The sequence below is a fragment of the Sinimarinibacterium arenosum genome, assembly GCF_005047655.1.
In the GTDB taxonomy this organism is placed as follows: domain Bacteria; phylum Pseudomonadota; class Gammaproteobacteria; order Nevskiales; family Nevskiaceae; genus Solimonas.
Map to the genome: position 1 here is coordinate 158,725 of NZ_SUKF01000004.1, position 13,557 is coordinate 172,281.

General features: G+C 63.3%; 14 protein-coding genes and 1 tRNA gene. 5 read left to right on the plus strand and 10 right to left on the minus strand.

Features of this window, described 5'->3' with window-relative positions; all coding sequences use genetic code 11:
• Window positions 1–6 precede the first annotated feature (6 nt).
• The gene (gene queG / locus E4T66_RS09770) at window positions 7–1,065 is read left to right on the plus strand and encodes a tRNA epoxyqueuosine(34) reductase QueG (protein WP_136848848.1); all 1,059 of its coding nucleotides are present in this window, start codon (window positions 7–9) and stop codon (window positions 1,063–1,065) included.
• Here the strand turns inward: queG and pgi are convergent.
• The 7 genes from pgi to pcnB all read right to left on the minus strand — a co-directional run bounded on the left by pgi (window position 1,062) and on the right by pcnB (window position 7,767).
• The gene (gene pgi / locus E4T66_RS09775) at window positions 1,062–2,690 is read right to left on the minus strand and encodes a glucose-6-phosphate isomerase (RefSeq protein WP_136848849.1); all 1,629 of its coding nucleotides are present in this window, start codon (window positions 2,688–2,690) and stop codon (window positions 1,062–1,064) included. The genes queG and pgi overlap by 4 nt on opposite strands.
• 117 nt (window positions 2,691–2,807) lie before the next feature.
• Window positions 2,808–3,428, minus strand: a complete 621-nt coding sequence (locus tag E4T66_RS09780; protein ID WP_136848850.1) for a TIGR02466 family protein — start codon at window positions 3,426–3,428, stop codon at window positions 2,808–2,810.
• Window positions 3,425–3,814: an aspartate 1-decarboxylase gene (gene panD, locus E4T66_RS09785; RefSeq protein ID WP_136848851.1), complete on the minus strand. Its 390-nt coding sequence runs from the start codon at window positions 3,812–3,814 to the stop codon at window positions 3,425–3,427. The genes E4T66_RS09780 and panD overlap by 4 nt, the downstream gene beginning before the upstream one ends.
• Before the next feature lie 167 nt (window positions 3,815–3,981).
• Window positions 3,982–4,854, minus strand: a complete 873-nt coding sequence (gene panC, locus E4T66_RS09790; RefSeq protein WP_136849083.1) for a pantoate--beta-alanine ligase — start codon at window positions 4,852–4,854, stop codon at window positions 3,982–3,984.
• Entirely contained in the window at window positions 4,854–5,690 is an 837-nt protein-coding gene (gene panB, locus E4T66_RS09795; protein ID WP_136848852.1) for a 3-methyl-2-oxobutanoate hydroxymethyltransferase, read from the minus strand. Before panB ends, panC begins: the two co-directional genes overlap by 1 nt.
• Before the next feature lie 233 nt (window positions 5,691–5,923).
• The gene (folK, locus tag E4T66_RS09800) at window positions 5,924–6,394 is read right to left on the minus strand and encodes a 2-amino-4-hydroxy-6-hydroxymethyldihydropteridine diphosphokinase (RefSeq protein WP_136848853.1); all 471 of its coding nucleotides are present in this window, start codon (window positions 6,392–6,394) and stop codon (window positions 5,924–5,926) included.
• Window positions 6,391–7,767: a polynucleotide adenylyltransferase PcnB gene (pcnB, locus tag E4T66_RS09805; protein ID WP_136848854.1), complete on the minus strand. Its 1,377-nt coding sequence runs from the start codon at window positions 7,765–7,767 to the stop codon at window positions 6,391–6,393. Before pcnB ends, folK begins: the two co-directional genes overlap by 4 nt.
• A 55-nt stretch (window positions 7,768–7,822) precedes the next feature.
• Here pcnB and E4T66_RS09810 point away from each other — a divergent pair.
• A tRNA-Glu gene (locus E4T66_RS09810) sits at window positions 7,823–7,898 on the plus strand.
• Between the two features lie 51 nt (window positions 7,899–7,949).
• On the opposite strand, the gene E4T66_RS09815 is transcribed toward E4T66_RS09810, so the two are convergent.
• A complete protein-coding gene (locus tag E4T66_RS09815; protein ID WP_211242847.1) occupies window positions 7,950–8,603 on the minus strand; it encodes a Crp/Fnr family transcriptional regulator in 654 nt (217 codons plus the stop codon).
• Window positions 8,604–8,819: 216 nt separating this feature from the next.
• On the opposite strand from E4T66_RS09815, the gene E4T66_RS09820 reads away from it, so the two are divergent.
• From E4T66_RS09820 to nhaA, 3 genes are all read left to right on the plus strand, one after another.
• Window positions 8,820–8,966 (plus strand): lmo0937 family membrane protein, encoded by a 147-nt coding sequence (locus tag E4T66_RS09820; protein WP_136848855.1) that lies wholly within the window; start codon window positions 8,820–8,822, stop codon window positions 8,964–8,966.
• 34 nt (window positions 8,967–9,000) lie between these two features.
• Window positions 9,001–9,219, plus strand: coding sequence for a hypothetical protein (locus tag E4T66_RS09825; protein ID WP_136848856.1), 219 nt, complete (start codon window positions 9,001–9,003; stop codon window positions 9,217–9,219).
• A gap of 74 nt (window positions 9,220–9,293) precedes the next feature.
• Window positions 9,294–10,649 (plus strand): Na+/H+ antiporter NhaA, encoded by a 1,356-nt coding sequence (gene nhaA / locus E4T66_RS09830; RefSeq protein WP_136848857.1) that lies wholly within the window; start codon window positions 9,294–9,296, stop codon window positions 10,647–10,649.
• A 156-nt stretch (window positions 10,650–10,805) separates the two neighbouring features.
• Here the strand turns inward: nhaA and E4T66_RS09835 are convergent, their stop codons facing one another.
• Together E4T66_RS09835 and E4T66_RS09840 are read right to left on the minus strand one after the other, a co-directional pair.
• Complete coding sequence (locus tag E4T66_RS09835; RefSeq protein ID WP_211242848.1) at window positions 10,806–13,058, minus strand: putative bifunctional diguanylate cyclase/phosphodiesterase; 2,253 nt, start codon at window positions 13,056–13,058, stop codon at window positions 10,806–10,808.
• A gap of 70 nt (window positions 13,059–13,128) precedes the next feature.
• Window positions 13,129–13,554 (minus strand): type 2 periplasmic-binding domain-containing protein, encoded by a 426-nt coding sequence (locus tag E4T66_RS09840; RefSeq protein WP_136848858.1) that lies wholly within the window; start codon window positions 13,552–13,554, stop codon window positions 13,129–13,131.
• Between the last annotated feature and the right edge of the window lie 3 nt (window positions 13,555–13,557).

The following is a 13,557-nucleotide window of genomic DNA, read 5'->3' on the forward strand; positions in this document are numbered from 1 at the left end:
TCCGCGATGACTCCTGACGACCTCCACCGCCTGCCCGCGCTGATTCCGGCCTGGGCACGTGAACTCGGCTTCGACACCGCCGCCATCGCGACGCTCGAACTGGACCAGGACCACGCGCATCTGCAGCAGTGGCTGGCACAAGGGCGCCATGGCGAAATGGCCTACATGGCGCGGAACACGCAGATGCGTCAGCACCCTGAGGCACTCCGGGAAGGCACGCTCAGCGTCATCAGCGTGCGAATGAACTATCGGACCGCGACCACTGACGCAATGAGCATCCTGCGCGACGGCAATCTGGGCTACGTCTCACGATACGCACTGGGTCGCGACTATCACCGGCTGATGCGGGGACGGCTGCAGAAACTCGGCCAACGTATCGAACAGGCCGTCGGCCCGCACGGCTATCGTGTCTTCAGCGACAGTGCTCCGGTATTGGAAAAAGCGCTGGCCCGTAATGCCGGCCTCGGCTGGATCGGCAAGCACACGCTGCTGCTGAACCGCGATGCCGGTTCATGGTTTTTCCTTGGAGAAATCTACACCGATCTGTTGCTGACGCCGACAGCGGCCGCCCCCGTCAGAGATGAATGCGGCCGCTGCAGCGCCTGCATCAAGGTCTGCCCGACGCAGGCCATCGTTGCCCCACATCAGCTGGATGCGCGCCGCTGCATTTCGTACCTGACGATCGAACATCACGGCTCGATCCCGCTGGAACTGCGCCCGATGATGGGCAATCGCATCTTCGGATGTGACGACTGCCAGCTGGTGTGTCCATGGAATCGTTATGCCAGCCTGAGCACGGAACCCGATTTCGCCCCGCGCCACGAACTGGATACCGCTCGATTGATCGATCTATTCGCCTGGAGCGAATCACTGTGGCTGCAACGAACCGAAGGCATGGCACTGCGCCGCACCGGTTACGCCCGCTGGTTGCGCAATCTGGCAGTGGCGCTAGGCAATGCGCCAAGTTCGGATGCGGTCATCACCTCTTTGCGCACTCGCGCCGACCACCCGGACCCGATCGTGCAGGAACATGTCGCCTGGGCACTGCAACAGCACGGCGCCTAGTCGTTACGATGCATGAAGGAGCGACGCATCAGCTCCGCTGTCGAGGGATCCACAGGCACGGGGTGGTCAGGATCGAGAATCTGATGCGCCAGCTGCTTGCCCAGCTCAACACCCCATTGATCAAAGGGATTGATCTGCCACATCACGCTTTCAACAAAAGTGCGGTGCTCGTACAGGGCCAGCAGCGCACCCAGATGGAACGGATCGATGCGCGGGAACAACAAGGTATTGCTGGGTCGATTGCCTGGAAACACGCGATGCGGAATCGCGGCTTCCAGCGCGTCGCCACTGAGACCTTTCTCGATCAGCTCAGCACGCACTTCGTCAGCGGTCTTGCCGCGTAGCAACGCCGAGCTCTGCGCAAAACAGTTCGCCATCAGCTTGCGGTGCATGTCGTGGTACGGATGGTCACCAACCACCGGCAGGATGAAATCCACCGCATGCATTGCCGTGCCCTGATGCAGCATCTGGAAATACGCATGCTGAGCGTTGGTACCGACACTGCCCCAGAGTACCGGGGTCGTTGCCACATCCAGCGACTCGCCTGCACGCGTCACTCCCTTGCCGTTGGACTCCATTTCGAGCTGCTGCGCCCAACCCGTCAGCAGCGCCAGTCGCTGCGAATACGGCGCCAGCACCTGACTCTCGCAGCCAAGAAAGTTCCGATTCCAGACCGACAGCAATCCCATCAGCACGGGCATGTTCTGCTCCGGCGACGCCGTCCGGAAATGCTGATCCATCACCCGCGCACCGTGCATCAATTCGGCGAAACGGATCGGCCCCAAGGACACCATGATCGGCAAACCCACGGCACTCCACAACGAATAGCGGCCGCCAACCCAGTCCCAGAACTCAAACACGTTGTATGCCGGAATTCCGAACTTGCCCGCACGTTCAACATGGCTCGAAACCGCAGCGAAATGACGCGGCACAGCCTCCTCGCCCAGCGAGGAAACCAGCCACGCCCGTGCATGCATTGCGTTGGACAGCGTTTCCTGGGTCGTAAAGGTCTTGCTGGCCACGACGAACAGCGTCGTTTCAGGATTCAATCGCTGCAGCAGTGCGTGCAGCTCAGAGCCATCGATATTGGAAACAAAATGTGGCCGCGGACCATCGATCATCGGAGCCAGCGCACCGCAGACCATGCGCGGCCCGAAATCCGAACCGCCAATCCCGATGTTCACAATGTCACCGATCGGCTTGCCCGTCGCTCCACGCCACTGCCCGTAGCGCAGCGAATCCGCAAAAACCGCCATGCGCTCAAGCACGGCGTGCACCTGCGGCACGACATTGACACCCCTGTCGTTGAACACATCCCTGGCATCAGCGCGCAGCGCCATGTGCAGTGCCGCGCGATCTTCGGTGACATTGACATGCGCACCGGCAAAAAGTCGTTCGATCCAGCCCTGCAGATCCTGCTGCCGAGCCAAGGCAAACAATAGCTGCAACGCGGTGTCGTCAACCCGCTGCTTTGAGTAATCGAGATAGAGCCCGGCTGCGTCGCAACTCAGACGGGTTGCACGCGTTGCATCGGCATCGAACAGATTGAGCGTGCGCACTTCGCGCATGACTGCTGCATGCGCCTGCAAATCGGTCCAGGCGCGGGAATCAGTAATCGAGGGCATTTACGGCAGCAACAATTGGATACCCTCCCAGCCTACCTCCAATGTCCTGCCCGCGAAAACTCCCATCGCCACAACGATCGAGTGTTTCCGACATGCAACGCGCCAGAACGCGCCTATTCAGCACCAGTGATAGTTGAAACTGATGCTCACGCGCTCCTCGTCGGATGGATTGGCGGGCACCTCATGGCGCAACCAACTCTCAAACAGGATCACATCACCAGCCCGGGCTGCGTAGGTGATGTGCGCACGTTGGGCCTCGGCACCCCGCGCACGCCGAGGCGGCGCCGCCATCAGGCTGCTCAGTCGAGGATCTTCGAATTTCAGGCCACTGCAGCCACGCGGCGTACGGACATAGAACGTTCCGCTGATGACTGCCTGCGGGTGCAGGTGGAAGCTGTGAGCGCAGCCACGCGGCATCATATTGACCCAGCAGTCCGTCATCAAAAGACGGCCACCGCGCAGATCCCAGTTCAATGCGCGCGCATAGCGCTCGACATGCGTATCAATTCGCGCCCGTAACTGATCGAATGAGGACGAAAAACGATGCAGCTGATCCAGCGAGCCGTAACTGGTGTAGCCCAGCGGATAGTTCGACGCCGACCAGTTGCGACCAGGAGCATCGTGCTCGCGGATGCGGACGCAATCGTCGAACAGCTCGCGTACAAACGCCTGCCCGCCCTTGGCTTGCAGGCGGTCGCTATAGATCAGCGTGGGAAACCACGCCTTGACTGCGGTCACGCGTTGGAAGCGGCCTGGACCGGGATGGTGTTGGCGGTGCGCACAACACGGTTCTGTTCGTCCAGATAAACCAGCCGCGGCTGGTGGGTCCGCGCAGCGCCGGCATCCATCGTGCCGTAAGCGCAAATGATCACGCGATCGCCAACGTGGGCACGATGTGCCGCAGCGCCATTGACCGAAATGATGCCCGAACCCGGCTCGGCCTTGATTGCGTAGGTGGTAAAGCGTTCGCCATTGGTGATGTCGTAAATGTCGATCTGTTCAAACTCGAGGATTCCCGCGAGTTCAAGCAGCTTCGAATCAATCGCGCAGGAGCCGTCGTAGTCGAGTTCGGCGTGGGTCACACAGGCGCGGTGCAGCTTGCATTTCAGCATGTGCAGTTGCATGGCGGAGGCCTCTCTGGGGTCTTGGAAACTCGGTGGCCCACTAAGACATGCACCGAATCCCTACGGGTCGTCAAAACGGCGGGCGGCCCACTAAGACATACGCCCGTACACGCCCGAGACCGAAGTCACAAAGCGGAGGCGGAGTGTAGCCAGAATTCCGCAGTGCATCAAACTCCCGTCACATTGGCCGAATCGACACACTCGACTGACAAATTGTCGATCAGACGGGTCTGCCCCAGCACCGCGGCGGCGAGCACGACAAACTGCCCGTCGGTTGCGGTGGGCTGCGCCAGATCGGGACGTCGAATTTCCAGATACTGCGGCTTGAACTCGCTATCTACCAGCATCTTGACGCCATCTTCTGCTATTTTTTCAAAATCGCGTCGGCCACTCCGCAACCCAGCAGCAACCAAACTCAAGGCAGCATGCAAACTTGCGGCGCGCGTGCGCTGCTCTGTCGTCAGGTACTGATTGCGTGACGACATCGCCAGACCATCGGCCTCACGCTCAGTTGCAACCCCGACAATCTCGATGGGCAAATGCAGATCCGCCACCATCCGGCGAATCACCAGCAGCTGCTGATAGTCCTTTTGCCCGAACAGCGCGACATCCGGCTGGGTAAGGTGAAAGAGGATACTGACCACCGTTGCCACGCCATTGAAGTGCCCCGGACGACACTCTCCCTCAAGGATGTCGAGCGACGCCGGCACCACCACCGAGCACAGCGCGTCGCGGCCGCGCGGATAGACCTCACGTTCGTCTGGCGCAAACAATAGATCGCATCCCGCGGCGGTCAGCTGTGCCTGATCCTGCGCCAGCGTGCGTGGATAGCGCCCGAAATCCTCGTTCGGACCGAACTGCAGCGGGTTGACGAACACGCTGGCAACAACCCGCTGCGCCTGCTGGCGCGCGTGTTCGACCAGACGCAGATGCCCGCGATGCAGATTGCCCATCGTCGGCACCAGCGCGATGCGCTCGCCAGCGCGCCGCCATTGTCCGATCTGCTCGCGCAGCTCGGCGATCGTATGAACGGTCCGCATCATGCTGCGAAACAGTGTTCCGACGCCGGGTACACGCCCGACTTGACCTCGGCGACATAGGCACCCACGGCAGATTCGATATCCCGGCCGTCCACCATGTAATTCTTGACGAAGCGAGGCCGCCGCCCCAGCGTCACCATCGGCGAAATGTTCAATATGTCGTGCAACACCAAAATCTGGCCGTCAACCTCGTGGCCCGCACCAATGCCGATCACCGGCACCGGCGACGCTTCGGTAATACGCTGACCCAGTGCCGCTGGAATGCATTCCAGCAACAGCAGATCGGCGCCGGCCTCGGCCAGCACATGCGCATCGTGCAGCATCGCTTCCGCCGCTGCCTCGTCGCGGCCCTGCACCTTGAACGCCCCCATCTTGTGAACGAACTGCGGCTGCAGTCCGAGATGTGCGCACACCGGCACACCCCGTACCGCCAGGTATTCAACGATCGCTGCCTGCTCGCGCCCTCCTTCGAGCTTGACCATCTTGGCCCCACCTTCCTGCATCACGCGCTGCGACGCATCAAGCGCACGATCCAGCGTGGCGTAAGACAGAAACGGCAAATCGGCCATCACGAAGCTGCGCGAAACATGCGGGGCAACGCACTTGCAGTGGTAAACGATGTCGTCAACGGTGACCGGGGTAGTCGTGGTGCCACCGTGCAGGACCATGCCGAGTGAATCACCGATCAGGATGACGTCGACGCCTGCGCGGTCCTCGATCATCGCAAAGCTGGCGTCATAGGCGGTCAGGCAGGCGATTTTCTCGCCCGCTTCGCGCATGCGGCGCAGACCGGCAATGTTGACCGGAGCACTGGGGACAGTCTTGTCTTGTGTCATGGGAACCTCCCGCAATGCACTGCCGACCGGCTCTCGCCTGCCGCAGCTGTCATTGTCGGATCAGGAAGCGTCGGCGGCCCACCAAGACATACGCACAACGCAGAATCAGGTGTTGAATAAGGGGGCGGCCCACTAAGACATACGCCCTCGTCAGTGATGCATTCACCGGGTCGATGCGAGTCTAGCCCATTTGCCGCGAGGGTCAATTCAATCAGCGGCTACGCGGCTCACGCTCACCAGAGGGTGATGTCCACCGCACCCAATTTCGACGCAAGATCACCGATACACCCAACCCCCGGAACCACTGCGGTCGGCGCGATGTCGGCCCAGGGTTTGAGCACAAAACTCCGATCGGCAATGCCCGGATGCGGCAGGGTCAATTCCGGCGTCATCAGCTCAACACCGTCAACATGCAGCAAGTCCAGATCCAGCACGCGCGGCCCCCATTTGGCACCACGCACACGCCCGGCGGCGCGCTCGATGTCCAGCAAGGCCTGCATCAGCGCTTGCGGGGACAGCTCGGACTGCACGATGGCCACTGCATTGCAGAAATCGGGCTGATCGGCCGGCCCCATGGGCGGCGTGCGATAAAACGGCGAGACCGCCAGCACGCGTCCCAAGGCGCCAAGCGCGGTCAACGCCACACGTATCTGCGCGGGCGGATCGCCAAGATTGGCTCCGAGCCCGATGTGGGCGCGATTCATTCGCCAGAAGACGGACCACCGGCAGGCGCGCTGCCGGCGCCGCGGCGCCGGCCACCCCTGCGGCGACGCTTCTTTTTCGGTGCAGCCGGCAGCGACTCTCCATCAGTCGCTTCGATCTCCACATCCAGCGCCGTCACCGGCGGCAACGTCACTCCGTCCTGCGCCTTGGTCCACCAATCGGCCAATGCCTGCGGCACTTCACCCACCGAGGCACGCAGCAACAGGAAGTCATAGGCTGCACGAAACCGGGGATGCGTCATCAGCCGCTTCGCACGCGCGCCGCTGCGCTGCTCGAAACGCGGTTGCAACTGCCAGATCTCACGCATCGGCAGCGAGAAGCGCTTGGGAATCGAAACATGCGCCAGCGCCTGCGCCAGCACCGCCTCAGCCGCCTGATTCAACGCGACGTTCGGATGATGCCCCTCACGTGCAGAAAGCTTGCGATAGCCCTGGTCAACTGCCGGCCACAGCAACGCGGCGTACAAAAAGGCCGGGCTGACCGTCTGCTCGTTACCCAGGCGATCCGCGGTATTGGTCAGCGCCAGGCGGATGAACTCCATCGAACGCGCGTCAGCCATCGCGCGATCGGTCATCGGCAGCAGATGCTTGAGCAATCCGTAATGGCGCAGCCCTTCCAGATTGGCCAGGCCATCACGCGACTGCAACAGTTTGACGATCTCGTCGAACAGGCGCGCGGGCGGAATTTCCCGCAGCAGCGACGCCAGCACCGGAATCGGCGCCGCCGTCTTGGCTTCGATCGAAAAACCCAGCTTGCTGGCGATGCGCACGGCCCGCAGCATCCGCACCGGGTCTTCGCGATAACGCAGTTCCGGATCACCAATCAGCCGGATGACCTTCTTCTGCATGTCTTCCAGGCCGCCGACGTAGTCGACGATCGAGAAGTCGCGAATGTCGTAATACAGCGCATTGACCGTGAAATCGCGCCGGAACGCGTCGGTCTCCAGCGTGCCGTATTCGTTGTCCGACAGGATGCGCCCGGTATCGTCGCGTTCATGCGAGTCGGTGATCGCACCGCGGAAGGTCGTGACCTCCAGGATCTCGCGCCCCCAGCGCACGTGCGCGATCATGAAGCGACGACCGACCAGGCGGCAGTTACGGAACACCTGCCGAATTTCGTCGGGGTGGGCATTGGTCGCAATGTCGAAATCTTTCGGGGTGCCCCCTGCAAGCAGGTCACGGACACCGCCACCGACGACATAAGCCTCGAAACCTGCATCCTTCAGACCGTAGAGCGTGCGTAAGGTGCCCTGCGTGAACTGGGTGCGCGAAACAATGTGTTCGGCACGTGGAATGCGTTGGGGTTCGACTTTCTTTGACCGTTTTTTGGAACGAAACGCCTTGAGCCAGTTCATTGGCTGCGTATAATACGCGGCCTTCAGCCCGGCAGGTAGCCAGCTGATTGTGTTTGCTCCCATCGTCTAGTGGCCTAGGACGTCGCCCTCTCACGGCGAAAACCGGGGTTCGAGTCCCCGTGGGAGCGCCACACAATGAACCCACCCAGCGTGGGTTTTTTTGTATCCGTAGCCAGAGGCGCTCATCGGCGAGAACCCCGCAGCGGTGCGGTCAGTTCGCGAAGCGGAGCGGCACGAGGTCGCACCTGCCAGGTCTTTTCCGGACAGCGGAGTCCGGGCGCCGGGCGTGCCGCAGCTTCAGTGACACCCTCGCGACGCACACCCAGCATGTTGGCAATCAGCTCCTGGGTCATCGCCAAGTGGCCGCCCGACAGTCGGTCCATGGACAGCAGCAACCACCAGCACAACTGCTGATCTACCGAGTGATGCCGATTGCATACCGCCGTCTGTGCCATCTGTGTGATCAACGACTGGGTGTAACGCAGCAGCAGCACCAACAGATCGCCGTGGCGGTTGAACTCATCGACCAACCTCCGCCCTGGAAGCCGCAAGGCGGAACCCGCACTCTGCACGATCGCCCGTCTCGGCGTTCTCTGGCCGCCCATGAACAGGGAAACGCCAATCAGACCGTCGTTGCCAACCACCGCGATCTCCGCCGACGCGCCGCTTTCCATGACATACAGCAGAGAGACGATCGCATCGGTTGGAAAATAGACGTGTCGCAGGGTGTCTCCAGGTTCGTAAAGCACCTTGCCGATCGGTGAATCCACCGATTCCAGATGAGGTACCAGACGTCCCAATACATCTGCCGGCAAAGCAGCCAGAAGGCGATTCAACTACGGCGCCGGCATCGCTGGCGGATAGGACATCGCGGCCACTTCCCGTTCGCAGTCGCGTTGACGACCCATCCAAGCGTAGTGTCGACGATGCAGGAAGCCGGCGTACGCTCGACACAAAAGCATCTGTACGCCACCGCACGGAAGCGGTCGCCCGCAGCGCGCACTGTGTCGCCACGCAGTTCACATCCGGCCACCGAACACCGAGGCACAGCCATGCTCGAAACCATCGCCGTCGTCTTGTTGATCCTGTGGGTGCTGGGGCTGGTGTCGTCTTACACCATGGGCGGATTGATCCACATCCTGCTGGTCGTGGCGATCGTGGTGGTGCTGCTCCGCATACTCAGAGGCCGAGGAATGTGAAGCCCCCAGCCACATCCCGCCAGGAGCAAATACGATGAACGCACAAAGAATGGTGGCAATCCTGTTGATTGTCGCTGGCGCGATGGGGCTCGCATATGGCGGCTTCAGCTACACCAAGCAGACTCACAAGGCCGATCTGGGCCCCTTGCACATGTCGGTCGACGAGAAGCAGCGCGTCAATGTACCGATCTGGATCGGCGTCGGCGTACTCGTTCTGGGCATGGTCCTGCTGGTGGTGCCGAGGAAGACGTAGTCGCCACCTTGTCGCTCACCGCAGTTTGGCGCCGCTGAGCGCGGCGACGATGCCGTCGCCGGCGCAACATCGCCATGATTAGGCGCCGGTCCGCCGGGGCCGAACTCGGCCGGCTGCCGCGCGAACCAGCCGACCGCTGGACCCAGCCATTCGCGCGATTCCTGCGGATCGAGACAGCCGGCGGCACCATCCTGCTGGCCTTCACGATCGCCGCACTCACGCTGTCCAACTCGCCCTGGTCGCATCAGTTCCTGGACTTCTGGGAAACGCGGATCGCACTGCAGTTCGGCTCCATGGATTTCGGCCGCTCGTTGAGGGACTGGATCAACGACGGTCTGATGACGCTGTTCTTCTTCCTGGTCGCCCTGGAGCTCAAGCGCGAGCTGGTGCTGGGCGAGCTGAGCAATCCGCGGATGGCCGCGCTGTCGATCGCGGCGGCGATCGGTGGCATGTTGCTGCCTGCCGGTTTGTATCTCGCGCTGCTGTCAGGCCAGCCCGGCGGGCATGGCTGGGGCACGGTGATGGCCACCGACACGGCGTTTGTCGTCGGCTGCCTGGCCCTGCTGGGATCACGCATCCCGCCGAGTCTGCGCGTGTTCATGCTATCGCTGGCGATCGTCGACGACCTCGGCGCCATCCTCGTCGTCGCGATCGGCTACAGCGAGTCGCTCGACTGGCGCGCGTTGGGTCTGGCCGCGCTGGGCGTTGCGGTCGTGCGCGGCATGGCGCTGATCGGCATCCGTGGCTTTCCGAGCTACTTTCTGGTCGGCGGCCTGATCTGGATCGCCGTTGATGCGTCCGGCATCCATGCCACCGTCACCGGTGTGATTCTCGGCTTGATGACCCCGGCACGCCGCTGGGTCAGCGACAGGCGCCTGTATGCCATTCTCGACCGGGTCGTCGCGCATCCCACTACCGGCGAGGGCGGAAGCGGCGACACCCCGGATCGGAAGACCTTGCAGACTGCCGAAGTCGCGACGCGCGAAAACCTGTCCCCGGTGGAACGCCTGGAGATCGGGCTGCACCCATGGGTCGGCTTTGCCATCATGCCGCTGTTCGCGTTCGCCAACGCCGGGCTGCCGCTGTCGTGGAGCGACCTCGGGCATTCCGTCACCTGGGCAGTGTTCGCAGGGTTCGCCTTGGGCAAGCCGATCGGCGTCGTCGCATTCGCCTGGCTGGCGGTGCGCAGCGGCATCGCAATCCGTCCGGCCGAGCTGGGCTGGGGATTTGTGCTCGGTGGCGGGCTGCTCGCCGGGATCGGCTTCACCATGGCGCTGTTCATCGCCGATCAGGCCTTCACGGGCGAGCTGATCAACAGTGCCAAGCTGGGCATTTTCATGGCGTCGGTGGCGTCCGCAGCCGCGGGCCTGGCGGCGCTGCGGTGGCTGCCGGCGAACCGGCACAACGCCAGTGACGCCGAGCAGGCCTGACGGCAGCCGTCGCGCGACACCGCGCCGACTGCGGCAATCGACCCGCCGGCATATGCTCGCCAGCGCACCGATCTGGTATCGCCACACGCAGGGATCAAGGGCCCGGCCTGCGCCAGCCGCGCTGACCCGGCGCGGCGACAGTCCGGGCAAACCCGTTCAATCCGTTCGCGGGCGGTCTTCTGCGGCCAACTGCTGACGCATCAGCTGCGCGAAATCCTCCGCCGACATCGGCTGATGGGTGTAGTAGCCCTGGAACTCATCGCGGAGCTGTGTACGCAGAAAGTCGGCCTGCGCCTCGGGCTCCACCTCGGCGATCACCGTGAGGCTCAAGCTGCGGCCCAGCTTGATGAGCGCAGCCGCCAGCCCCGAAGGGTCCGGGTTGCGCCCCCGATCACGAATGAAGGAGCGATGGATCCTGATCATGTCGATCGGATACTGCTGCAGGTTGGACAGAGACGAATAGCCGGCGCCGAAATCATTGATCGCCACCCGTACCCCCAACCGTTTCAGGTCTGTCAGGGTCCGGATGGTCTGCTGGATGTCGCGTATGACGACACCTTCGGTGATCTCCACTTCAAGCAGCTGCGGGTCCATGCCGCTGTCGTTGAGGGCGCTGGCCATGTTCTTGACCAGGCTTTCATCAATGAACTGTCGCTCGGACAGTTTCACGGCCATCCCCAGCGGGGGAAATCCTTCCCGCTGCCAGGCCACGTTCTGTCGGCACGCGCTGGTGAGCGCCCAGCGCCCGAGCGCGAGGATCAAGCCGAGTTCCTCCGCCAGCGGCACGAATTTGCACGGTGGCAGCAGGCCGAGTTCAGGATGCTGCCAGTGCACCAGAGCCTCCATGCCCGTGATCCTGCCGTCGCTCATGCTGCGTCTGGCCTGATAGCAGAGCCGGAATTCGCCGCGCTCCAGGGCGTTGCGCAGACTGGCTTCCAGCGTGAGGCGCTCCAGCGAGTCGGTACTCAGCGCCTGGGAGAAGAACCGGAAGTTGTTCTTGCCCTGCTCCTTGGCGTGATACATCGCCACGTCGGCGCTCTTCATCAGGGTCTGCTCGTCGTCGCCATCATCGGGAAAGAGGGTCACACCGACACTCACCGTGACGCTGATTTCCTGTCCGGCCAGCGTGAAAGGCCGGGCCACCGCAGCCAGAATCTTCTCGGCCACCGGGACGACCTGGTCTGGCGTGTCGATCTCCGGCAGCAGGACCACGAACTCGTCGCCGCTCAGGCGCGCCACGATGTCGCTCGCGCGCACCGATCCGTGCAGCCGCCGCCCGATCTCCTGCAGCAGTTCATCGCCAGCCTCGTGACCGAGCGAGTCGTTGATCACCTTGAAGTGATCCAGATCCAGAAACAGCAGGGCCAGCTTGCGCTCGTAGCGCCGCGCCTGCTGCATGCCCTGGATGAGCAGATGGCTGAAGTGGGCGCGGTTGGGCAGATCCGTGAGGTTGTCGTGAAACGCCAAGTGCTCGAGCCGCCGCGCATGCTCGATGCGTTCGTCCTGCGCCCGCGCGCGCGCCTGCTGCAGGCGCCAGCTCAGGCCGCCCAGCAGCGCCATCACCGCGAGCAGCAGCGCGCTGACCGCACCCGCGCGCCGCAGGTACCGGCGCCTCAGATCGGCCGCGGCCGCATGCTGTTCCGCCTCGGCAAGCCCCACCACGATCGCCAGCGGAAACTCGAACAACTTTCTGGCGATGCTGTAGCGGCGGGTGTTATCCCAACCGTGCAACCGGACCTCGGCCGTGCCTTCGTCGGCATCGTCCGACACCAGCGCCGCATAATCCGTGGCCAGCCCCGATGACAGGGTGTCCCCCGAGCGCAACGCGCGAAACACGCCATCGGTGCCGAGCAGACCCAGCACGCCACGCTTGCCAAACACCCGCGCTTCATAGCTGCTGACGAAATACCCGGCGTGCACCGACACCGTCACGACGCCGGCGAAGCGGCCGTCGGCGTCCGCATAGCGCCGGGAAAAATCCAGGAGCGACTCGCCATCCCGGTCGCCCTGAGGATGGCTGACCACCATCGCGTCAGTGGTTCGGGCCGACTCCAGGACCTGCATCAGCGCGCGCGGGTCGCTGTCGTCCGGATCGGTCGTGGCGACGACGGAGCCGGCGGCATCCACCAGGCTCACGGTGAACAGCCGCGCGTACGGCAGCAACTCATGGTCACGCAGCTCGCGCAGGACCGCGGGCGGCGAGCGGTCCTCCAGCGCGTAGCGGACCAGTTTCAGGGTACCGTCGATCTCGCGCAGCGCCCGTACCACCTGCGCCTCGTAGGTGTCGGCCAGCTCCGCGGTCAGGGCCGCGGCCGTGCGTTGCGCCGCGACCTGCTCGCGATTTGCAAGATTCCAGGTGATACCCCAGATCGAGGCGAGTAGCACCAGGGTGATGGCGGTGAACAGCACCGGAGGCTCCAGCAGTCGCGGCAGCCAGCCCCGCACGGTCACCACCCGGTCAGGCGTGTGCGCACTCACGCTACTCAATGGGAAGAACCCGCAAGCGCTCGTCCACGAAGGCCTGATCGACGTAACCGATGGCATTGGGGTTTGCGGCGACGGCCTCGGCCACGGCCTCGCCGCTGCCCAGCGCACGCGGCGGCTGGCCCCGGCCGGTGAAGATGAGCTTGGACCAGTGGGCCTTGATCTGTGCCGCCGAGCGGCCCAGGTACGCGGTGTAGAACGCGTCATGCTCGGGCGAGCGCTCGACCTGATCGATGGGCACGATCCGCTCCCGGTTCGGCAGGCGGACCAGGCGACCCAGGTAGATGTCCGTGAGCTCGTCCCGACTCAGCGTGCTCAATGGGCTTTGCGCCGAAACCACGACCACCGGGTCGGCCGACGCCGCGCCTGCCACGACACTCAGCACCAACCAGCATCCCGTCGCGACAACCCGCCAGTTCATGCC